Here is a 20942-nt window from a genome sequence, read left to right on the forward strand (position 1 = left end):
GCAGCGTGCCGGCCGGGTCGCTTCGCGATGAAATCGATCTCGACCGGCGCATTGCGCGCGAGCACGGTGTCAAACCAACCCGGTCATGTAGTACACCGAGATCACGAAAAACACCGCCAGCGTCTTGATGACGGTCACCGCGAAAATGTCGCGATACGACTGGCGGTGCGTTAGTCCCGTCACCGCCAGCAGCGTGATCACCGCGCCGTTATGCGGCAGCGTGTCCATCCCGCCGCTCGCCATGGCGACCACCCGGTGCAACACTTCCATCGGAATATGCGCCGCTTCCGCGCCCTTGATAAACGTGTCCGACATGGCCGCGAGCGCGATGCTCATGCCGCCTGATGCCGAACCCGTGATACCCGCCAGCGAACTCACCGAAACAGCCGCGTTGACGAGCGGATTCGGAATGCTCTTCAGTGCATCGCTGACGACGAGGAAGCCCGGCAGCGCTGCAATCACGCCGCCGAAGCCATATTCCGAAGCGGTATTCAACGAAGCCAGCAATGCGCCCGCCACGGCAGCCTTGGTGCCGACCGCAAAGCGTTCGCGTACACGGCCAAATGCCGTCACCACGACCATCACGATACCGAGCAGCAGTGCGCCTTCAACGGCCCAGATCGCGACGACGCTTTTAATCGTCGTCGTGACCGGCGCATGGATGCCCGGCAGGATATCCGGTGCGATGGTGTACGTCGCGCCGTACCAGTTCGGAATCCAGCGAGTCAGCAGGAAGTTCGCCACGCCGACCAGCACCAACGGCGCGACCGCGAGCAGCGGATGCGGCAGTTGCTTCGATTCGACGCGTTCCGGTTCGTTGACGAGGTCCGTGCCGTAGCCTTCGCCGGTCGCCATCGCCGCGCGGCGGCGCCATTCCAGATACGTGAGGCCAACCACGATGATGAACAGCGAGCCGATCACGCCAAGCGTGGGCGCGGCCCAGGACGTTGTCTTGAAGAAGGTGGTCGGGATGATGTTCTGGATCTGCGGCGTGCCCGGCAGCGAGTCCATCGTGAACGAGAACGCGCCGAGCGCGATCGCACCAGGCATCAGACGCTTCGGAATATTGCTCTGGCGATACAGTTCGGCGGCGAACGGATACACGGCGAACACCACCACGAACAGCGATACGCCGCCATAGGTGAGCAATGCGCACACCGCGACGATCACCGCATTGGCGCGTGAGCGGCCGATATAGCGGATGGCCGCGGCCACGATCGACTCCGAGAAGCCGGACAGTTCGATGACCTTGCCGAACACCGCGCCCAGCAGAAACACGGGGAAGTAAAGCTTCACGAAGCCGACCATCTTCTCCATGAAGATGCCGGAGAACACCGGTGCGACGGCACCCGGATCGGTGAGCAGCACCGCGCCGAGAGCAGCGATCGGCGCGAACAGAATGACGCTGTAGCCGCGATACGCGGCAAACATCAGAAACGCCAGCGCGGCGAGGACGATGACAAAGGACATTGAGTCTCCAAAGCTTGGTTGTTCTACGTGTACGCCGTCCCGATGACTGCGACGGCCCGGCGCCCGCAAATGCAGATTCCATGCCACCCGCGCCGCAGCGGCCAGCCTGTTGATTTCTCAGGCCGAAGTTCGAAACTTGATTCGGCCGATTGTACCCAAACGTCTCCAAAACGGGACGCAAATCAGCTGAACATAGGCGGAACCGAGGTTAAATCCTTATGCAGAGCGCTTGCTGGCAATCTCGCCGGTGAGATAAGCTTGTCTACGAAATGAGATATGCATAAATATAACGATAGCCGGAGACAGCGACACCATGATGAACGACTGGGCGGGCCTTCCTGCTACCTACGGCGACGTACTCCGCCGGGCGATGGATTCGCTCTTCCGCACGTTCGAAAACTTTAGCGAAGGCACGTTCATCGTCGACGCCGAGGCGCGTGTCGTGTGGATTAACAAGCGCTACGCGGCGCGCTTCGGTTTTTCGGACCCGGAGCAGGCAATCGGCAGGGATTGCGAGGCGGTGATCCCCAACAGCCTGATGCGCGAGGTCGTGAACACCGGCAAACCGATTCTGCTCGATATCCTCGAAACGGACCGCGAGCCGCTTGTCGTGACGCGGCTGCCGCTGAAAGACGATGCGGGCAACACAGTCGGCGCGGTGGGTTTCGCGTTGTTCGACGAGCTGAAGGCGCTCACGCCGCTTTTCTCCCACTACTCGCGCGTGCAGGAGGAATTGATCGCGACGCGTCAGTCGCTCGCGCAGGCCAGACGGGCGAAGTACACGTTCGGAAGTTTTGTCGGCACGAGCGCGGCCAGTCTCGAAGTGAAGCGCCAGGCGCGCCGCGCCGCGCAACTCGAGTCGCCGGTGCTCTTGCTCGGCGAAACCGGCACGGGCAAGGAGCTGCTGGCGCATGCCATTCACGGCGGATCGGCGCGAGCGAATCAGCCGCTCGTGACGGTCAACGTCGCGGCGATTCCTGACACCTTGCTCGAAGTCGAATTCTTCGGCGCCGCGCCCGGCGCCTATACCGGTGCCGACCGGAAGGGGCGTGTCGGCAAGTTCGAACTCGCGAACGGCGGCACACTGTTTCTCGACGAAATCGGCGATATGCCGCTGCCTTTGCAGGGCAAGCTGCTGCGAGTGCTGCAGGACAAGGAGTTCGAGCCGCTTGGCTCGAACCGGATCGTGCGTGCTGACGTGCGGATCATCGCCGCCACCTCGGCCGATTTGCCGGCGCTGGTCGCGGCAGGACGTTTCCGTGCGGACTTGTTCTATCGCCTGAACGTTTTGACGATCCAGGCGCCGGCACTTCGGGAGCGTACGTCTGATATTGAAGCGCTTGCCTACGCCATGCTCGAGGACCTGTCGATGCAAGCGCGCGGCGCCAGTCACTTCGAATTGCAGGACGATGCGTTGCGGCTGCTGTGTTCGTATGGGTGGCCGGGCAATGTGCGCGAACTGCGCAACACGCTGGAGCGGGCGGTGATGCTCTCGGACAGCGAGCGAATCGATGCGCGTGCGCTGGCGCCGTTCATCGGCCCGACACAAGGCAGCGGCCATCGCCCACACGTATCCATGGTCTCTGAAGCGCACGCTTCAGACGCGGCTTCAGTGGCACTCGAAGCGATGTCGTGGAGCGACGCCATGGCCGCGTTCGAAAAGCGCTACCTGGGCGACGCCCTGCGCGCCAACGGTGGTCGCGTGATCGAGACGGCCATGCAGATCGGTATGGGCCGTGCGACGCTCTACAAGAAGATCGCGGCATACGGCATCGAGGTGTGACAAAGTCCGGCGACATCGAGTGACGCAGCGTAATTGCCGCGTGGCACAATCGCGTGATCGAAAAACAAGATGTGATCGGGGTTTCAAATGAAACGAAGTCTCTCCTCTTTCGCGCGCCGGGCTTGTGCCGCGCTGGCACTTCCCGCCGTCGCCATGTTGGGCGGTTGCAGCAGCAGCGCACCGCTGTTTCTGTCGGACGGGCGCCCGACTACGCTGGTTCAATGTCCGGCCGGTTCCGACTCTTGCTCACAGCAGGCAAACGCGGCTTGCGGCGGCGCTTTCGACGTCGTGCGCCAATCCAGCGACAACGGCACGCTCAGTCTGATTTACGCCTGCCGGGCGAAATGACGTTAAGCCAGCCAACGGCTGGCTTAACGGGATTGCCAATTTCCCTCCTTTAATCCCGCCGCCCGGCCATGACGGGGCGTCTCCCTCTCAGCGCGGATTCCGTTTGAACGGGCCCAACCCGGCTGGACGTCCGCACGGCGCGCTGATGTCACGCAATACGCATATGACCGTCATAAATATCTGCCTCTAATGCGCATTGCCGAAACGGTTATGATGCGTAATAGATATTTATCAAGCTGCCCCCAGATTATTACCCTTACCGTTTGCGCCGATAACAAAGCGCTCCGGTTTCGTCGTTAATTCGAGTCGGTGCGGCACCTAACGGAGCGCGAAGATTCTCCGCAGTATCCTCATCTGGCCGGCTCAAAGTTAAAACATTCACGCAGATTTTGCCGGGTTGCGGCGGGCCGAATTAATGGGTCGAGAAAGATTTTCCGTTTGAGTGAACTGGATCGCGTAATTACGGCACGCTTTATGCTGTTCAAACGAGTTCAACGAGTAATTCCGGGGAAAACAATGAATCATCAGCAACTCGAAAGAGATATCGAGCATCTTGAACATGTCATCTCGCATATCTCAGCTGAAGACCGTATCCCGCTGTCCTATTGGCGTAACCGCATCGCTTCGGTGTCCGGGGCAGCCCTCGTGCCGGCGCAGGCAAGTCGCGTCAAACGGCTGACCGCAGCCCTCTCGGCGTTGGAGGAGCGGCAGAAACCGTGACCGTCCGCGGGGGGAGGGTGACGTGTACCGTCTGATCGGGTAACGTTTTCTGCAAAAATAAGGGAACGTAGCGCCCACGGACCCAGGAGGAGCATGCAACCAGCAGGACTTTCAGCGACTCGGCTGACGGCGCTCACGAGCGCCATGCAAGGCTATGTGGAACGCGGCGAGGTGGCGGGCGTCGTTTCGTTGGTCTGGCGGCGCGGTGAAATCGGCTATTTCGAGCCGCTCGGCTTGCGCGACGAAGCCGGGCAGTTGCCGATGGAGCGTGACACGCTGTTTCGCATCGCGTCGATGACTAAACCGGTGACCAGCGCGGCGGTCCTGATGTTGATCGAAGAGGACCGGCTCGCACTCGACACACCGATCTCGTTGTGGCTGCCAGAACTGGCTGCGCCATCCGTGCTGCGCGATCCCACCGGCCCGCTCGACGAAACCGACCCGGTCCGAGCGCCGCTTACCGTGCTCGATCTGCTCACACATCGCGCCGGCTATGCGTATCACTTCACCGCCACCGGTCCTTTGGCCGAGGCCTACGCGGCGGCCTTCAACGGTATTGAAGCGCGAGGGGATGCCAGCGCGTGGCTGACGCGCATAGCGAGCTTGCCGTTGATGTTTCAGCCCGGCTCGCGCTGGCACTACGGCATCGCGACCGATGTCCTCGGCGTGCTGATCGAGCGCGTAAGCGGCATGCGGCTCGGCGACTTCTTCCGGACACGGATTTTCGAACCGCTCGGCATGCGCGACACAGCATTCTGGGTGCCCGACTCGCAGCTCGCGCGTCTGGCGACAGCTTATGGTGTCGAGCCGGGCACGCGGCGGCGTGTGGTCGAAGATCATCCGTCGACGAGCCGCTGGGCGAATCCCGAGCGGTTCCAGAGCGGCGGTGGCGGCCTTGTCTCGACGGCGCAGGACTATCTGCAGTTCGCGCAACTATTGCTGGGACGTGGACGCATCGGTTCGACGCGGTTGCTGTCGCATCGCTCGGTCGATTTGATGCGCTCGAATTTTCTGACCCGCGACCAGCGCCGCGTGCCGGCGTTCGGCCAGGTGTTGTGGGCGGGCCAGGGCTTTGGCCTCGGCTTGTCCATTGTCGACGATCCTGCGCAGCAGCTGCCGCTCGGCTATCGCTCGATGGGTTCGTTCGGCTGGCCGGGTGCGTATGGCACAAGCTGGTTCGCCGATCCGGTGGAAGATCTGATCGGTCTCATACTGATTCAGCGGCGTGCTGTCGAACCATTTCCGATGGCGGTCGATTTTGAACGCCGCGTGTACGATGCAATTGACGATTGAGTGCGTTGGCCACGGCAGTTAAGCTCAGGCGCCCTGAACCGGAGTTAGTCACGGGCCACCCTGTGCGGGTGGCCCTGCGCGGGCCGCTCTATCCGGCGCTTTATTCGTCTGATAGTGTCCCGCAACGGAACTTCCTCCGGGGCGTCCGCACTGCAGTTCGTCAAATCGATCGGAGTACCCGCCATGGCCTCGTACAAACAGTTGACTGCCCAGCTCGAAAAGCTCCACAAGGAAGTCGCGGCGGCGCGCGAAAAAGAAATCGCGCAGGCGATCGCCGAGATCAAGCAGAAGATCGTCGAATACGACCTGACAGCGGAAGAGCTGGGCTTTACGAGCAAACGTGCGGCGGTACGCAAAACGGCTTCGGTAGCCAAGTACCGCAACCCGAAAACCGGCGAGACGTGGAGTGGCCGCGGCCGCTCGCCTGGCTGGCTGGCGGGCAAGAATCGCGAACGCTTTCTGATCGAAGTCTGAAGCTCTTTCGTGCATGGCGCTTGCGCTCGCAACGTGCCGGCTTTCTCCAAAGTGAAGTTGCATCGGGTTTTTCTCGCACCGCTGAGAGGGTCCCGAAAATGCTCACCTTTCGCGTGAGCTTGCAACGTGCGCTGTGGATTTCGCGAAGCGCCCCGAGCCAGGGTTCGTTGTTTCGGTGAGCCTGGTTTCATCGGATGACGCACCTTGCGGTGTGCTTGACCCTGCTGTCCCTCGCGACTGCCCCACCTTCCTTGAAACCCGCGCCAGCCTTTGCTGGCGGGCGTTCCCAGGCTATCCGAAGAATCGCGTAGTCCGTCGTCCGGTTCTCTTGCTGCCTTTTCCGCGGACGTTGCCTCGAGACTGAACTTCACGCCGCTGGTGCGTGAGCGCTCCCTGATGTGTTCACCTTTCGCCCCGATTCGAGGTTCGCAATCGCGAGTCCCGAAAACTCTCACCTTTGCGCTCGTCCACGTGCGTGCCCCGATGCGCTACGTGGTTTGCCACGCCATATACCCGGGGCAAACCCGGAGATGATTTCGCCTCATACCCCGGATCAAAACTCATCGATACATGGTCGCGAAGACCGGACAGCACAATGGGTCATCCCCTCACCCCCGACGGAAAGACCATGAGCGTATCGACGGACAAACAACTCTTTATCGGCGAAGGCTTCGAAGGCCCGGGCGTTAACCTCGCGCACATCAACGTGCTGGTTGGTCCGCGCAACGGGCCGGCGGGGCAGGCCTTTGCCACCGCATTGGCGACGCCTTCAGCGGGCCATGCGCCGTTCGTCGTGATCGCGCGTCCCGGCGTTCCCACCAAGCCGCTCACGCTATATGTGAACAAGGCGCAGATCGTCGGCGACTTCCATGGCAACGCGACGTGGGGCGCCTCGCAGGCCGGCATCGCCAAGGCAGTGGCTGAGTCGCTGGAAAACGGCACGCTGCCGCCGGAAGCCGAAAACGATTGGGTGGTGGTGTCGGCGAATTGGGTCAACCCGGGCACCGACGATCTCGATGCGGTCTTTGAAAACAACTACCGTGCGTGTAAGAACGCGATCCTCGCAGCGATGAAGGGCCTGCCGCATCGCGAAGAAGTGTTTGCCGCCGCCCGCGACGTTTCGAATCCGTTCTACACCCCCAAACAACGTTAATCACGCGCAACGCGGTTCGCGCGCCATGCGTGCCGCGCGACCGCCTGCGCAACTGGATGCGATCAGGAAGGAGACAAGCACTATGGAATACATTCGCCTCGGCCACTCGGGCCTGAAGGTATCGCGTTTGTGCCTCGGCACGATGAACATGGGCACGCCACAATGGAAGCCGTGGATTTTCGACGAAGCGCAAAGCGAGCCGATCGTGCGTCACGCACTGGAAGCCGGCGTCAATTTCATCGACCTCGCCGATTTCTATTCGACCGGTGTCGGTGAAGAAGTCGTGGGTCGCATTCTCAAACGCATCGCACGCCGCGAGGAAATCGTTGTAACGACCAAGGTCGGTTACGACATGGGCGCGTATCAGAACGCCGGCGGCCATTCGCGCAAACACATCATGGATGGCATTGACGCATCGCTTACGCGCCTCGGTATGGACTACGTCGATATCTACATGCTGCATTTCTTCGACGTGAATACGCCAGTCGAAGAAACCATGGGTGCGTTGAACGATATCGTGTGCGCGGGCAAGGCTCGCTATATCGGCGTATCGACGATGTACACGTGGCAGTTTGCCAAGATCATGCAAGTATGCGAGCGCAATGGCTGGCACAAGCCGATCAATATGCAGTTGCAATTGAACCTTGCGTACCGCGAGGAAGAGCGCGAAATGATTCCATACTGCCAGGATCAGGGCGTCGGCGTGTCGGTGTTCAGTCCGCTGGCGCGTGGTCTGCTGACCTGCGATCCGAACTCGACGCGCAACCAGACCGATTTCTTTACTGCGCAAATGTATGGCGATACGGCGTCGCGTGAGATTGCTGCTTCGGTGGCGCGCGTGGCGGCGCGGCGCGGCGTTTCGGCTGCACAGATCGCGCAGGCGTGGGTGCTGAATCATGGCGGCGTCGCCAGCATGCTGGTTGGAGCGGATACGCCCGCGCAATTCGACAGCGCGCTCGCCGCGCTCGGCACGAAGCTCTCCGCCGACGAACTGTTCGAACTCGAACGCAATTACACACCGTGCGATCTGATCAACGACTACACCGCGGGGAAGCGAATTGCGCGCGAGTCGCGGCTCGCACAAGGCACATTTGTCGAGAACCTGGAGCAAGCGGCATGAATGCATTCCTTCGAACCGGACACTATATCGCCGGTGAGTGGTATGAAAGCGCGAGCACTTACCCTGTTCTGAACCCCGCGACAGGCGACGTCATCGCCCAGGTCGCGAAAGGTGGCGCAGCGGAAACGACGCAAGCGATTGCTGCCGCGGAGCGGGCCCTTCCGGCATGGCGCCGGTTGACCGCAAAGGAGCGCGGCGCTCGTGTGAAGCGATGGGGCGAGTTGATGCTCGAGAACCGCGACGCGCTCGCTGAACTGCTGACCCTCGAACAAGGCAAGCCGCTTGCCGAAGCGCGTGGCGAAGTCGGTTATGCGGCGAGCTTTTTCGAATGGTTCGCCGAAGAGGCCAAACGCAGCTACGGCGACGTGATTCCGAGTCCGAATCCGAATGCGAAGATCATCGTCACGCGCGAACCGGTCGGTGTAGTCGCGGCCATCACGCCCTGGAATTTCCCACTCGCGATGATCACGCGCAAGGCTGGCCCCGCGCTCGCCGCAGGCTGCACGATGGTGCTCAAGCCGTCGGAAGAGACGCCGCTGAGCGCGTTCGCGCTGGCAGTCCTCGCCGAGCAGGCCGGCATTCCGCCGGGTGTCTTCAACATCGTCTCCGGCGACGCAGTGGCGATCGGCGGCGCGCTGACTGAATCGGATGTGGTGCGCAAGCTCTCGTTCACTGGATCGACGCGCGTCGGCAAATTGCTCGCGAAGCAGTCGGCGGATACGTTGAAAAAGCTGTCGTTGGAGCTTGGTGGTAACGCACCGTTCATCGTTTTCGACGACGCCGATCTCGATGCCGCCGTGCAAGGCGCAATGGCCTCGAAATTCCGCAACACCGGACAGACCTGTGTATGCGTGAATCGCTTCTATGTGCAGGAAGGTATCTACGACGCGTTCACGTCGGCGTTGACACAAGCCGTGCGGAAGATGCGTGTCGGCAATGCGCTGCAAGGCGAAGTCGAGCAAGGTCCGCTGATCAATCAGGCGGCGTTGAGGAAGGTCGAGGCGCACGTGGCCGATGCGTTGCAAAAAGGCGCGAAGGTGCTGACTGGCGCAAAGCCGCATGCGCTCGGCGGCACGTTCTATGAGCCGACTGTGCTGGCCAACGCTTCGAATTCGATGCTGATCGCCGAGGAAGAAACCTTCGGCCCGGTGGCGGCCTGTTTCCGCTTCAAGTCCGAAGATGAGGCCATTGCCGCCGCCAACGATACGCCGTTCGGCCTCTCCGCGTATTTCTACACGCGCGACCTCGCTCGCGCATGGCGCGTCGCGGAAGCGTTGGAAAGCGGCATGGTTGGCATTAACGAAGGAATCCTCTCGACTGAAGTTGCACCGTTCGGCGGTGTCAAACAGTCGGGCCTCGGCCGCGAAGGCTCGAAGTATGGACTCGATGAATACACCGAACTGAAGTACATGATGATGGGCGGGCTCGGCCGCTAGCCCTTCGTTCCGCGTGTTCATCCCTCGTGCTCACCTGGCGCGTCGCATGTCGAAGCATGCGGCGAACAGCGAGGCGAACGACGAGTTGAATAGCGAAGCGAATCACCAGCCTAACCTCGCGACTTGGCACGGCACCGGCATCACGCTGGCGCCGTGCCAGCCGCGTACGTACATAGAAGGAGACAGCGTGAGCAATCAGGATAGTCAGGCGGCCACTCTCGGCTTCGCCCCCACTTTGCCGCCCGCCACATCGGCGGCCGCGCACGGCCCCATTCCTCTCGACGACGTTCCGCTGAACGCGTTCCATGTCAAGATCGCCGGTTTGACGTTCGGCGCTCACTTTACCGAAGGATTTGCACTCGGCACGATTGGCTATGCGCTTGCATCGCTGAATCGGCAGATGCCGCTCGACGCATTCTGGATGGGCATGATCGGCAGTTCCGCGCTGATGGGCATCTTTGTCGGCAGCCTTGTTTTTGGTTGGCTGTCGGATCGGCTGGGACGGCAAAAGATCTTTCTGCTGAGCTTCCTGATCATCACCGCCGCAGCGTTTGCACAGTTCTACGTGCGATCGCCGTTGGAATTGTGTGTGTTGCGCGTGCTAATCGGCGTCGGCATGGGTGGCGATTTCGCAGTCGGCCATGCGATTCTCGCCGAATTCTCACCGCGCAAACATCGTGGCACCTTGCTCGGTTCGTTCAGCGTGGTGTGGACCGTCGGCTATGTGGTGGCCAATGTGCTCGGCATGCACTATGCCGATGCTTCGCCGGATGCATGGAGGTGGTTGCTAGCATCGGCCGGCGTACCGGCGTTGATCGTGCTGATTCTTCGCATGGGTACGCCCGAATCGCCGCGGTGGTTGTACGGCAAAGGACGCGTCGCCGAAGCCAAGGCGATCGTACTGAAGCACTTCGGTTCCAACGTGACACTCGATGGCGGCAATGATGAACACGCGGCTCATGGACATACCGGCTTTGCGCGGCTTTTCAAAAAGGACCTGATTCGCCGGACGATCTTCAATTGCGCGTTCTTCGTGTGTCTCGTGATTCCGTACTTCGCGATTTACACATTCCTGCCGATGATCCTCAAGGCCATCCATCTGGACGACGGTTCGGGCGCGGACTTCCTGCTGAATGGTTTCCTCGTGCTTGGCGCGCTGATCGGTATCTGGCTCACGATTAAATTGTCGCGCCGCGCGTTTCTGATCGGTTCGTTCGCGGTGACGTGCTTGTCACTGGTTGCATTGAGCGTACTGCCGGAGTCTGCGACGCTGGCGATGATCGTTGCATTCGCAATCTTCACGCTGACGATGTCTGCTTTCTCGAACCTGGTCGGCGTGTTTCCGCCGGAATGTTTTCCAACCGAGGTACGCGCATGCGGTGTTGGACTTGCGATCGCGTGTAGCCGTCTTGGCTCGGCTGTCGGCACTTTCCTGCTGCCGCTCGGGATCGTCCATCTAGGTTTTCACGCGACCATGATGGTGCTTGCAGCTGTTTTGCTGATCGGCATGGTTGTCTCGATCGCCTGGGCGCCGGAGACAAAGCACCTGACGTTGAACGAAGCGAGCGGCGCCTAGCGCACCCACGCGTTTCGATAAAACCCGCCGCACCGGCAACGGTGCGGCGGGTTTTTTTCGTGCGCTGTGTCGTCTGAGATCGACCTTCCGTCTGGCATTTTTAAGAAAAATCCTATTTCCAGTTCCTGCCAAATAATCACCCGTCAGAAGTGTTTTGCGTCTCGTAGGGCGATTCTTAATTAAATAGGAATCGTCCTACGTACTTACGTCGCGAGGAATTTTAATATTGTTTTGCGCCTGAACGAGAGGCCAATAGTTCGAAGCAAAGACCGCCATTTTCCCGGTGTAGAACATTGGAGCGCCCAGGGGCAAATGGCGAATCTCATTGAACGTCGATTCGTCCTCGATCCAAACATTTTATTTATTCACTGGAGCAGCAAACATGAAATCAATCCTCCCCGCAATCGCGATCGCAACCGGCGGTCTGTTGGGCCTCGCATCGTTCGGCGCCAACGCGGCGGACGGCACGATTACGTTCACCGGTACGGTGTCGGACACCACGTGTTCGATCAACGGCGCGGCATCGGGCTCTCCCGCTAACCTGGCTGTCACCCTGCCGACGGTTTCGGCAGGCACGCTCGCCGCACAAGGCGCTGTTGCCGGCACGTCGAGCCCGACCGACATGACACTCGCACTGAGCGGCTGCTCGGGCACGGCCACCAAGGCGATTGCCGCCTTTGAAAACGGTCCGACCGTCGACCAGGGCACCGGTTATCTGACCAACCAGGCCGCTTCGGGCCCGGCGTCGAACGTCGAGGTGCGTCTGCTGAACGCCTCGCTGCAACCGATCAATATCACGACCGGTTTGAACAACGACATCGCAGGTCACGGTGCAACGATTAGCGGCGGCGCGGCGAACATGAAGTACTTCGCGCAGTACTACGCCACGGGCAAGGCAACGCCTGGCGCGGTGAGCACGTCGGTGCAATACACGATGCAGTATCAGTAAGCGATGACCGAAGGCGTTCGCTTAGCTGAACGCCTTTTTTACCGCCTTATTTCAAGATTACTTTTAAAGGTGCTGTGATGAAGTTGCTAAAAAAAATGACGATGGGAATCGGTTTTGCATGTGCGCTGCTAGCAGGCAGCGCACATGCAAGCGTGACGATCGGCGGTACGCGAGTGGTGTATCCGCTCGAGCAACGCGAAGTCACAGTCAAGCTGGATAACGACAGCCACAATCCGTCGCTCGTACAGGTATGGATGGACGACGGTAATGCCGATGCAAAACCCGGCGACGTCAAGGTGCCGTTCGTGATTACGCCGCCGATCTTCCGGATGGATCCGAAGAAAGCGCAGACGCTGCGCGTGATGTACAGCGGCGAAGCGCTGCCGCAGGATCGTGAATCGGTCTACTGGCTAAACGTGCTGGATATTCCGCCGAAAGCCGATGCTGCCGCTAACGTGAATTCGCTACAACTGGCCTATCGCACCCGTATCAAGGTGTTTGTGCGCCCAGCCAAGCTGCCGGGCAAGCCGGAAGAAGCGCCAGCGCAATTGAGCTGGAAGATTGCCGCGTCGCCGGATGGCAAGGGTCAGGCGGTAAGCGTATCGAATCCGACGCCGTACTACGTTTCGTTTAGCGAAGTCGATATTGAAAGCGGCGGTCACACGTTCAAGAACGAACAGGGCGGCATGGTTGCGCCGCGTGCGTCGGTGGTCTTGCCGGTAGCCAGGATGAATGGCGTGCCGGCAGGCGCCAAGGTTCACTACACCGCGATTAGCGATTACGGTGGCGCCCTTAACGGCGACGCGACACTCGGCCAATAGAGCGCCGCAACTGGCCGCTCGGGCGGCAGCCTCCCGCCCTATTGCTTAACCCCTTTAGAGCACATGGCGTGCGTTGCACAGGCAACGCACAAGGACGATGCACGCCTGTTGCAAGACATTGGAAGTCAGTTAAATCATGAAACTCTCACCTCGTCATCAGTCGCAAGCTAGCACCAGTGAATGTTCTGGCTCGTTCGGCCTGAACCCGGTCACCGCCGTTGTTATGTCGGTGTTCGCGGTGCTGGGCGGCGTCCAGTCGGCGAGCGTGAGTGCAGCAGAGAACAGCGATACAGCCGCAGCCGCAGCCGTTCAGTTCGACACGACGTTTCTGCGTACCGACCCGAAGCAAACTGTGGACGTTGGGCGTTTTGCGCGAGGCAATGCAGTGGAGGCGGGCGTATATGCCGTCGACCTTTGGGTCAACGATGTCCGCGTGGCGCGTCAGGATGTGCGCTTCGTGGCCACGCGTGACGGTCAGAGTGCCCGTGCGTGCTTCAGTCGTCAGATGCTGGAAACGCTTGGCGTTGATTTCGCCAAGGTGGGTGCGGATACCGGCGCGAAGCTGCCGGCGCGTGCGTCATCTGAGGCAGGCGCAAGCGCTGACGTGCCCTCCAGAAAACAGTCCGGCGAAGCCGCTGCCGCCAATGCCGACGAATGCGTCGACCTTGCTACAACGGTACCGGATGCGACGGTCGACTTCGACTTCTCGGAACAGAAGCTCGTGCTGAGCATTCCGCAGAAATATATGCGCAACGCCGCACGCGGCTACGTGCCGCCGGACATGTGGCAAACCGGTGTGAATGCGGGCTTCGTGGGTTACAACGCGAACACTTATCACACCGCCGGGTCGGGCATGGAGTCGACGCAAAGCTATCTTGGCCTGAACGCCGGCGTGAATATCGGCGCGTGGCATTTCCGCCATCAATCGTCGGTATCGCAGCAGACTGGCCAGGGCACGCATTTCGACAACATCGCGACCTACGTGCAGCACGACGTTGCCGCGTTGAAATCGCAGGTGACGTTGGGCGACGGCTATACGACCGGTGATGTGTTCGACAGCGTGCAGTTCCGTGGGGCGCAGATCGCCACCGACGACCGCATGCTGCCGGAATCCCTGCGCGGCTACGCGCCGGTGGTGCGTGGCACGGCGGAAACGAATGCGCGCGTCTCAGTCCGGCAAAACGGACAGGTGATCTATGAAACCAGCGTGTCGCCGGGTCCGTTCGAAATCAATGACCTTTATGCGACCGGCTACGGCGGCAACCTCGACGTAACGGTGACCGAGGCGGATGGCCGCACCAAGACTTTTACGGTGCCGTTTGCTTCAGTCGCGCAGTCGTTGCGGCCCGGCACGACGCGTTTCTCGGTGACCGCCGGGCAATTGCGTAACGACTCGCTCGAAACGAAGCCGAACTTTGCACAGTTCACATTGCAACGTGGTCTCACGAACCTGGTGACGGCCTACGGTGGCGGCGTCGCGGCCAACGGCTATGTGGCTGCCGACGTTGGCGCGGCGCTGAATACGAAGTTCGGCGCGTTCTCGGCTGATATCACGGGTGCACAGACTCAAATCCCGAATCAAAGCACGATGCGGGGCACGAGCTTGCGCATCGGCTACAGCAAGTTCATCGATCCGACGGACACCAATATTTCCGTGGCAGCTTACCGCTACTCGACAGCAGGGTTTATGAACCTGTCGGATGCGGCGTCGGTGCGCGATCTTGCGATGCACGGCGGTGATACGAATTCCGTCTATCGTCAGCGCAACCGCCTCCAGCTCACGGTCAACCAGAATCTGAAGGACCATGGAACCGTGTTCCTGAGCGCTTCGTCGCAGCAGTACTGGAATCATGGCGGCAGCGATACGTTCTATCAGGCTGGCTACACCAACAGCTTCAAGTACGGCACGTACAGCATCACCGCTGGACGTACCCGCAACTCGGACGGCTCGATGTCCAACCAGTACATGCTCAGCACGACGCTGCCGCTCGGCCATAGCCAGCATGCGCCGCTGATGTCGACGAACCTGTCTAGCTCGGGCGGCTCCACGAACCTGCAGGCCAATGTGAGCGGCTCGCTGGGCGATAGCAACCAGTACTCGTACAACGCGTACGGCTCGTATGGCTCTGGCAACGGAAGCAGTTCTTCCAACACCGGCGTGAGCGGTGCATGGCGCGCGCCATATGCGCAGATGACGGCGTCGGCGAGCGCGGGTTCGGGCTCGAGCCAGATGTCGGCTGGGGTTAGCGGGTCGATCGTCGCGCATCCGGGCGGCGTGACGTTTTCGCAGACGGTCGGCGATACGTTCGGCATCGTCGAAGCACCGGGGGCAGCGGGCGCAAGCGTGACGAGCTCACCGGGCGTCAAGCTCAATGGCCGTGGTTACGCGGTGGTGCCTTACCTCACACCGTACGGCATGAACACAGTCGACATCGATCCGAAGGGCACCTCAACCGACGTTGAATTTGAATCGACGTCGGAACAGGCCGTGCCGCGCCTCGGTTCGGTGGTGATGATCAAGTACAAGACCGTGAGCGGACGTGCTGCGTTGGTTCGCGCGCCGCAACTGGGTGACAAGGCGCTGCCGTTCGGTGCGGATGTGGTGGATGGGAATGGACGCACGGTTGGCGTGGTTGCACAGGACAGCCGGATTTTTGCGCGTGGGCTGGAGGACAAGGGCTCGTTGTTCGTGAAGTGGGGTTCGGCGGCGTCGGAAGAGTGCCGGATTGATTATGTGTTGCCGAAGTCGACGGGTAAGGCGGGCGCCGCTTATACCTCAGTGGAAGCCCATTGCGTGGGTGGCCATGCATATGCCGCTGCTAGTCATGATTCGGTGCAGAGCATGCAGATGGAGCAATCGAAATGAATCAGATCTTGAATGGCAGTTTTCGACGAGCCAATGCGAAACGCCTAAATGGGGTAGCTGAATGTCCGACTATGTCATCGTCCGTCTCGGGACACACGGCCATATGGAAAGTCATTTGTGTCATGTTATTCACGTTGATGCAGTTGACTTTTGGGGCACCCAAAGCCCACGCGGCGACCATCAGTTGCTCCCTGCAATCCGCACTCAATTTCGCTCCTGCGCTCAATACGTCTGGCTTCGGTCGAGATGCGACCGTGGGCGGTACTACGCCAAATTATTCAACGCCTGTGAACTTCCACTGCGACGGTGATCCCGGCGCGGACCGTGACATCTATGTGTGGTTCCAGGTGTCGTCAGCGACTCTTGTGTCTGGTTATACGGATCTGTTCAAGACAAACATCGACAGCGTTGGCGTCCGGTATACGATTTCCAACGGTACGGGGACCAGTTGCAATAGCGTGCCTGTCAATGTTTTCAACGGCAAAGTACAAGTTGTTTGTCACCAGCTTCACCAGGCTGCGTCGCCCGGGCAAAACTATTCACTGATTGTCTCGGCCCAATTCGTGAAGCTTTCGAGTGGGGCGGTTGGCCCGCTTACGACGATTCCGACATTGGCCGTTTCGAACGGTGTCAACAATCAAGGCGGGTCTACGACATGGGGAAACGTATTTACAGGTTCGGTGAACGGAAGCTTCTCCACACTGACTTGCTCGGTCACTACGTCTTCAGTCGCCGTGTCGATGTCTCAGGCGAACACGAACCGCATGCCTGCCATCGGATCGACAGATAGGCCAACGCCATTCAATATCGGCCTGAACTGCGATCCCGGCGTAAAAGCCTTTATGACGTTGACCGACGCTACTGTGCCGTCCAACACGAGCAACACCTTGTCGTTAGGAACCGAGTCCACGGCGAAGGGGCTTGGCTATCAGATTCTGTACAACGACAATCCGGTGTCGTTTGGGCTTGATTCAGCTATAGCGGGCAACCAGAATCAGTTTTCTGTGATGGCCAGTCCGGCGGCGGGCGGCCGCGTCAACGTGCCCTTGACCGCACGCTTCATCCGAACCGGCGCTATGGAGCCAGGCACGGTGATCGCGAAGGCGACATTCACCATGTCATATCAGTAGAGCACCGAAGGCGCCAGCGCGCCTCCCGCAAGCACGTCGGCAGGCGCCTGCGCAAAGGCGCCGCATCCGTCCCCAAAACCCCGTTTCCATACGTCCGCCCCCATGACGTGTATCATTCGTTCCCTGCGCTGTTCTGCGCTGGCGATTCCCGTATTGTCGAACGCTCGTTCGTGACCTGGTTCCGAGACGGCCGGATTGCCATTGTGAAGAGGGTTCTCCGGCCTGATTCCCGCAGCTCGACGCCGCCGCACAAGGCGTGCAGACCGGTAGCCACAAGCTTCCGAAGATCGCCCGAACCTCTTTCCGTGACCGCCAGACCCGATGTCAGTCTCCGAACTCAAACGCCGCCGCACGTTCGCGGTCATTTCCCACCCGGACGCGGGCAAAACCACGCTTACTGAAAAGCTCCTGCTGTTTTCGGGCGCGATCCAGATCGCCGGTACCGTGAAGGGCCGCAAGAGCAATCGCTACGCGACGTCCGACTGGATGGAGATCGAGAAGCAGCGGGGCATTTCGGTGGCCAGCTCGGTGATGCAGTTCGAGTACGGCGACGCCGTCATCAACCTGCTCGACACGCCGGGCCACGAAGATTTCTCGGAAGACACGTACCGCGTGCTGACCGCGGTCGACGCCGCTGTGATGGTGATCGACGGCGCGAACGGCGTCGAAGCCCAGACGCTAAAGCTGCTCGAAGTCTGCCGTAGCCGCAAGACGCCGATCGTCACCTTCATCAACAAGCTCGACCGCGAAGTGCGCGAGCCGCTCGAACTGCTCGACGAAATCGAGCAGCATCTGGGCGTCGCTGCCGTGCCGTTCACTTGGCCGATCGGCATGGGCAAGGAATTCCAGGGCGTCTACGACATCCAGCGCGACCAGGTGCGCTTGTTCCGCGCCGGGCAGGATAAGGCGGGTGGCGAGGTCGAAACGCTGCACGCGCCCGGCGACGAAGAAGGCGAACGCCGCTTCGGCCATAGCTGGGTCAAGGCGAAGGAAGAGATCGACCTGATCACCGGTGCGTCGCCTGATTTTGATCGCGAGCAGTTCCTCGCGGGGCAGCAATCGCCGGTGCTGTTCGGCTCGGCGATCAACAATTTCGGCGTGAAGGAAATTCTCGACGCGCTGGTCGACCTGGCGCCGCCGCCGTCGATGCGGATGACCGTGCAGCGTCCGGTGATGCCGGACGAGCCGAAGTTCACCGGCGTCGTGTTCAAGGTGCAGGCGAACATGGACCTGGCGCACCGCGACCGCGTGGCGTTTATTCGCGTGTGCTCGGGGCATTTCGAACGCGGCATGGCCGTGAAGGTGACGCGCACGAACAAGACGTTCCGCGCCAATAACGTGGTGACGTTCCTCTCGCAGCGTCGAGAGACGGTCAGCGAGGCGTATCCGGGTGACATCATCGGTATCCCGAATCACGGCACGTTGAGTCTCGGCGATACGCTGACCGAAGGCGAACTGTTGCAGTTCGTCGGTCTGCCGTTCTTCGCGCCGGAAATCTTCCAGACGGTGGAGGTGGTCGATCCGATGCGCGCGAAGCAACTCGGTGAAGCGCTGAAGCAACTCGGCGAAGAGGGCGCGATTCAGGTGTTCCGTCCGGAAGTGGGCGGCTTGATGATTCTCGGCGCGGTGGGTCAACTGCAGTTCGAAGTGGTGTCGCATCGTTTGTCGACCGAATACAAGGTCGACGTGCGGATGGCGCCGGCGCGTTACCGGATGTCGCGTTGGGTCACCTGCGACGATGCGGCCGAATTGCGCCGTTTCACCGATTCATACGCCGCGCGGATCGCGCTCGATGCATCGGATGCGCCGACGTATCTGGCCTCGCACGTGGGGGAGATCGAAGTCGCGCAGAAGGCGTGGCCGAAGATTGTCTTTAACGAATTGCGCGAGCATTCGGGTGCGCCGTTCAAGAAGTCGATGTAAGCCGCCATATGCGGGACTGGCGCGGCCCGGCTGGAAGTTCTTCGATGTCGCCTATCAAGCAAAAGGCCCAGTGGAAACACAGGGCCTTTTTTGCGTGGACGGATCACGTGGTTGTCGCTCTCACTCTCTGCACAAACGGCACTGTGTGCCGCGCAGCGATGATGGCCCTTGATACATCAGTGTCGCACCGCCGCTATTTGCTGCGCGTCTGTCTCTACATCAGATGCGCTTTCGGCGGAGGTCGGATTGCGCTCTACGGTTTTTTCTGTAGGCGAAGCTTGTCCGGCGATTTTTGACGCCTCTTCAAGGAGGCGCGTTGCACGACTAGCGGTAATGCGGCTTTGAGGGATGCCCTTCGCGTCAAGCGCGATAACCTGGTACAGTTCGCGGTCGCATTCGAGTTCTTGCTGATATTGCTCCGCCGTGTCGACAAGCAATTCAAGCATGGTCTGTTGGCGTCGTCTTTCGTCGCTCGTGACAGCAGGATTCCTACACATTGAGGACGCAAGTGTGATCAGCGTATTCAGTTGGCTCAACTGCCGGTCGCAAAGATGGAAGGCAGATAGCGCGAGCTTTTCGTACTGGAGTGCGTCGACAGGCTGGCGTGAAGCGGGTTGAGATTGTTTTGTGGGTTTGTTGCTCATGGTGCGATCTCCCTGGTACATCTCGGATCGCCCGACACTCGCTTCGGTAGAGGGTGAGCGGGCACGAAGCGGGATGGGAAGACCGGCGCTGTACCATACCGGCGAGCCTTGCGGCTCCCCCACAACAGCCCGCCCATTGACAACCAATAGACGTGCAGAAGTAGACGCACAGCCCGCCTGAGCGGGTGTGCGGGTACAGCTAGCAAGCAGGCTTCCCAACCTGACAGCCGGGTGTTTCCCGACGGCTTGATAATTATAAAGCAGTACGGCGTGCTGCTTGCGACTTGTTCAAGCTAAATCACCAATTTTGGCCGTTCGGATAAGGCTTTACAAAGTTCAGCCGCACGCTTTCGAATTCGGGAGGGCTAGGCTCCCCTCTGCTGCTGCGCGGGGCCATTTGCTTTAAGGCTTCTTGAGAGTCCAATTCCGCAAAGACGACGCGGACGCCGCGACACCGAATGCCCGAAAGCTCATCACGATACACAGGCCCCGCACGGGTGCCCTTATTGATAGTTCATCGTGAATATCGCCGCGGCATTCACTCTGCCGGGTGTCATGCCCGTTGCGCCGAGCCGGTAATACTGCGCGAAAAACTGAAACGACGTGTTGCCTGTCGTCGCGGAGGTCAGCAGAAGGGGGCTGTCCAAAGTAATCGGTGTATTCAATGCGTTGAGGAGTTGTACACCGATACCCGTCGCCGTGCCGTTCGATGCCAATACAGTGGGCACGCCTGATGTTCCCGTCGCTGAAGAAAACGTGACGGCCACGTTCACACCTGCCTGGCACACCAGATTGATAGAGAACGGCGTGGTAGCCGCCGTTGAGCCCGCGCCCGCGAACATCGTCGGGCTGACCGTGGCCAGTGGAACGCGTTGATTCGCGGATGCCGGGTCGACCGAGCAGGTGACTGGTCGGATTGCCGTACCGCTCGCAACGCTCATATTACTATTGCCGTTATTGAGCGTTACGCCTGTGTTCAGAATGCCGGTGTTATATAGTGCGCCGGAAATTGTGCCGCCTTGAATACTTCCCGTCGCAACGAGCTCGAATGTACCCGAGACCGTAAAACTCCCGTCGGCGGCGGTATTCCCGAGCGACGAAGTGGTAGAGCAATAGCCGGTGCCGACTAACGGCGTGCCTTTGCTGTCGCGCATACGCATGCCGACGCCTGCGACGTTGGTGGGATATACGCCTGTCATGCCCGTAACGGCGGTGACGCCCGACGGACAGGCAACG

The 20942-nt window shown here is 60.3% G+C and carries 17 protein-coding genes; 14 read left to right on the forward strand and 3 right to left on the reverse strand.

Annotated features, from left to right (window positions below):
* Nucleotides 1-69: 69 nt before the first annotated feature.
* Nucleotides 70-1470, reverse strand: a complete 1401-nt coding sequence (locus KHO31_RS12485; RefSeq protein WP_201077150.1) for a GntP family permease — start codon at nt 1468-1470, stop codon at nt 70-72.
* A gap of 313 nt (nt 1471-1783) precedes the next feature.
* Between KHO31_RS12485 and KHO31_RS12490 the strand changes: the two genes are divergently transcribed.
* From KHO31_RS12490 to KHO31_RS12555, 14 genes are all read left to right on the forward strand, one after another.
* Complete coding sequence (locus tag KHO31_RS12490; RefSeq protein ID WP_211623425.1) at nt 1784-3253, forward strand: sigma-54 interaction domain-containing protein; 1470 nt, start codon at nt 1784-1786, stop codon at nt 3251-3253.
* Nucleotides 3254-3340: 87 nt separating this feature from the next.
* Nucleotides 3341-3601: a hypothetical protein gene (locus tag KHO31_RS12495; protein WP_201077161.1), complete on the forward strand. Its 261-nt coding sequence runs from the start codon at nt 3341-3343 to the stop codon at nt 3599-3601.
* Between the two features lie 516 nt (nt 3602-4117).
* Nucleotides 4118-4321: a hypothetical protein gene (locus KHO31_RS12500; RefSeq protein ID WP_201077365.1), complete on the forward strand. Its 204-nt coding sequence runs from the start codon at nt 4118-4120 to the stop codon at nt 4319-4321.
* Nucleotides 4322-4414: 93 nt separating this feature from the next.
* A complete protein-coding gene (locus KHO31_RS12505) occupies nt 4415-5614 on the forward strand; it encodes a serine hydrolase domain-containing protein (protein ID WP_201077163.1) in 1200 nt (399 codons plus the stop codon).
* A gap of 183 nt (nt 5615-5797) precedes the next feature.
* Nucleotides 5798-6088 carry an H-NS histone family protein gene (locus KHO31_RS12510; protein ID WP_201077165.1) on the forward strand — a complete coding sequence of 97 codons (291 nt, stop codon included), beginning with the start codon at nt 5798-5800 and terminating at the stop codon, nt 6086-6088.
* 628 nt (nt 6089-6716) lie between these two features.
* Entirely contained in the window at nt 6717-7241 is a 525-nt protein-coding gene (gene fae, locus KHO31_RS12515; RefSeq protein WP_201085157.1) for a formaldehyde-activating enzyme, read from the forward strand.
* A gap of 82 nt (nt 7242-7323) precedes the next feature.
* Nucleotides 7324-8361: an aldo/keto reductase gene (locus tag KHO31_RS12520; RefSeq protein WP_201085158.1), complete on the forward strand. Its 1038-nt coding sequence runs from the start codon at nt 7324-7326 to the stop codon at nt 8359-8361.
* Nucleotides 8358-9797 (forward strand): NAD-dependent succinate-semialdehyde dehydrogenase, encoded by a 1440-nt coding sequence (locus KHO31_RS12525; RefSeq protein WP_211623427.1) that lies wholly within the window; start codon nt 8358-8360, stop codon nt 9795-9797. Before KHO31_RS12520 ends, KHO31_RS12525 begins: the two co-directional genes overlap by 4 nt.
* A 187-nt stretch (nt 9798-9984) precedes the next feature.
* Nucleotides 9985-11373 carry an MFS transporter gene (locus KHO31_RS12530; RefSeq protein ID WP_201085228.1) on the forward strand — a complete coding sequence of 463 codons (1389 nt, stop codon included), beginning with the start codon at nt 9985-9987 and terminating at the stop codon, nt 11371-11373.
* Nucleotides 11374-11755: 382 nt separating this feature from the next.
* The gene (locus KHO31_RS12535) at nt 11756-12322 is read left to right on the forward strand and encodes a fimbrial protein (RefSeq protein WP_201077173.1); all 567 of its coding nucleotides are present in this window, start codon (nt 11756-11758) and stop codon (nt 12320-12322) included.
* A 77-nt stretch (nt 12323-12399) separates the two neighbouring features.
* Nucleotides 12400-13143, forward strand: coding sequence for a fimbria/pilus periplasmic chaperone (locus KHO31_RS12540; RefSeq protein WP_201077175.1), 744 nt, complete (start codon nt 12400-12402; stop codon nt 13141-13143).
* A gap of 136 nt (nt 13144-13279) precedes the next feature.
* On the forward strand, nt 13280-16009 hold the full coding sequence (locus KHO31_RS12545) for a fimbria/pilus outer membrane usher protein (RefSeq protein ID WP_211623429.1): 2730 nt from the start codon (nt 13280-13282) through the stop codon (nt 16007-16009).
* Nucleotides 16006-17139, forward strand: coding sequence for a fimbrial protein (locus KHO31_RS12550; protein ID WP_211623431.1), 1134 nt, complete (start codon nt 16006-16008; stop codon nt 17137-17139). The genes KHO31_RS12545 and KHO31_RS12550 overlap by 4 nt, the downstream gene beginning before the upstream one ends.
* Before the next feature lie 321 nt (nt 17140-17460).
* A complete protein-coding gene (locus tag KHO31_RS12555; RefSeq protein WP_201077181.1) occupies nt 17461-19062 on the forward strand; it encodes a peptide chain release factor 3 in 1602 nt (533 codons plus the stop codon).
* A 176-nt stretch (nt 19063-19238) separates the two neighbouring features.
* Here the strand turns inward: KHO31_RS12555 and KHO31_RS12560 are convergent, their stop codons facing one another.
* Nucleotides 19239-19706: a hypothetical protein gene (locus tag KHO31_RS12560; protein WP_211623433.1), complete on the reverse strand. Its 468-nt coding sequence runs from the start codon at nt 19704-19706 to the stop codon at nt 19239-19241.
* Nucleotides 19707-20209: 503 nt separating this feature from the next.
* Nucleotides 20210-20905, reverse strand: a complete 696-nt coding sequence (locus KHO31_RS12565) for a fimbrial protein (RefSeq protein WP_201077184.1) — start codon at nt 20903-20905, stop codon at nt 20210-20212.
* Between the last annotated feature and the right edge of the window lie 37 nt (nt 20906-20942).

Source organism: Paraburkholderia domus, from assembly GCF_905220705.1.
Lineage (GTDB): Bacteria > Pseudomonadota > Gammaproteobacteria > Burkholderiales > Burkholderiaceae > Paraburkholderia > Paraburkholderia domus.

What these genes read in the sequence shown, in the direction of transcription:
- KHO31_RS12560 (WP_211623433.1), bottom strand. Translation starts at nt 19,706, where the DNA reads ATGAGCAACAAACCCACAAAACAATCTCAACCCGCTTCACGCCAGCCT.
- KHO31_RS12545 (WP_211623429.1), top strand. Translation starts at nt 13,280, where the DNA reads ATGAAACTCTCACCTCGTCATCAGTCGCAAGCTAGCACCAGTGAATGT.
- KHO31_RS12505 (WP_201077163.1), top strand. Translation starts at nt 4,415, where the DNA reads ATGCAACCAGCAGGACTTTCAGCGACTCGGCTGACGGCGCTCACGAGC.
- KHO31_RS12500 (WP_201077365.1), top strand. Translation starts at nt 4,118, where the DNA reads ATGAATCATCAGCAACTCGAAAGAGATATCGAGCATCTTGAACATGTC.
- KHO31_RS12565 (WP_201077184.1), bottom strand. Translation starts at nt 20,905, where the DNA reads ATGACAGGCGTATATCCCACCAACGTCGCAGGCGTCGGCATGCGTATG.
- KHO31_RS12520 (WP_201085158.1), top strand. Translation starts at nt 7,324, where the DNA reads ATGGAATACATTCGCCTCGGCCACTCGGGCCTGAAGGTATCGCGTTTG.
- KHO31_RS12550 (WP_211623431.1), top strand. Translation starts at nt 16,006, where the DNA reads ATGAATCAGATCTTGAATGGCAGTTTTCGACGAGCCAATGCGAAACGC.
- KHO31_RS12490 (WP_211623425.1), top strand. Translation starts at nt 1,784, where the DNA reads ATGATGAACGACTGGGCGGGCCTTCCTGCTACCTACGGCGACGTACTC.
- fae (WP_201085157.1), top strand. Translation starts at nt 6,717, where the DNA reads ATGAGCGTATCGACGGACAAACAACTCTTTATCGGCGAAGGCTTCGAA.
- KHO31_RS12495 (WP_201077161.1), top strand. Translation starts at nt 3,341, where the DNA reads ATGAAACGAAGTCTCTCCTCTTTCGCGCGCCGGGCTTGTGCCGCGCTG.
- KHO31_RS12535 (WP_201077173.1), top strand. Translation starts at nt 11,756, where the DNA reads ATGAAATCAATCCTCCCCGCAATCGCGATCGCAACCGGCGGTCTGTTG.
- KHO31_RS12510 (WP_201077165.1), top strand. Translation starts at nt 5,798, where the DNA reads ATGGCCTCGTACAAACAGTTGACTGCCCAGCTCGAAAAGCTCCACAAG.
- KHO31_RS12485 (WP_201077150.1), bottom strand. Translation starts at nt 1,470, where the DNA reads ATGTCCTTTGTCATCGTCCTCGCCGCGCTGGCGTTTCTGATGTTTGCC.
- KHO31_RS12525 (WP_211623427.1), top strand. Translation starts at nt 8,358, where the DNA reads ATGAATGCATTCCTTCGAACCGGACACTATATCGCCGGTGAGTGGTAT.
- KHO31_RS12555 (WP_201077181.1), top strand. Translation starts at nt 17,461, where the DNA reads ATGTCAGTCTCCGAACTCAAACGCCGCCGCACGTTCGCGGTCATTTCC.
- KHO31_RS12540 (WP_201077175.1), top strand. Translation starts at nt 12,400, where the DNA reads ATGAAGTTGCTAAAAAAAATGACGATGGGAATCGGTTTTGCATGTGCG.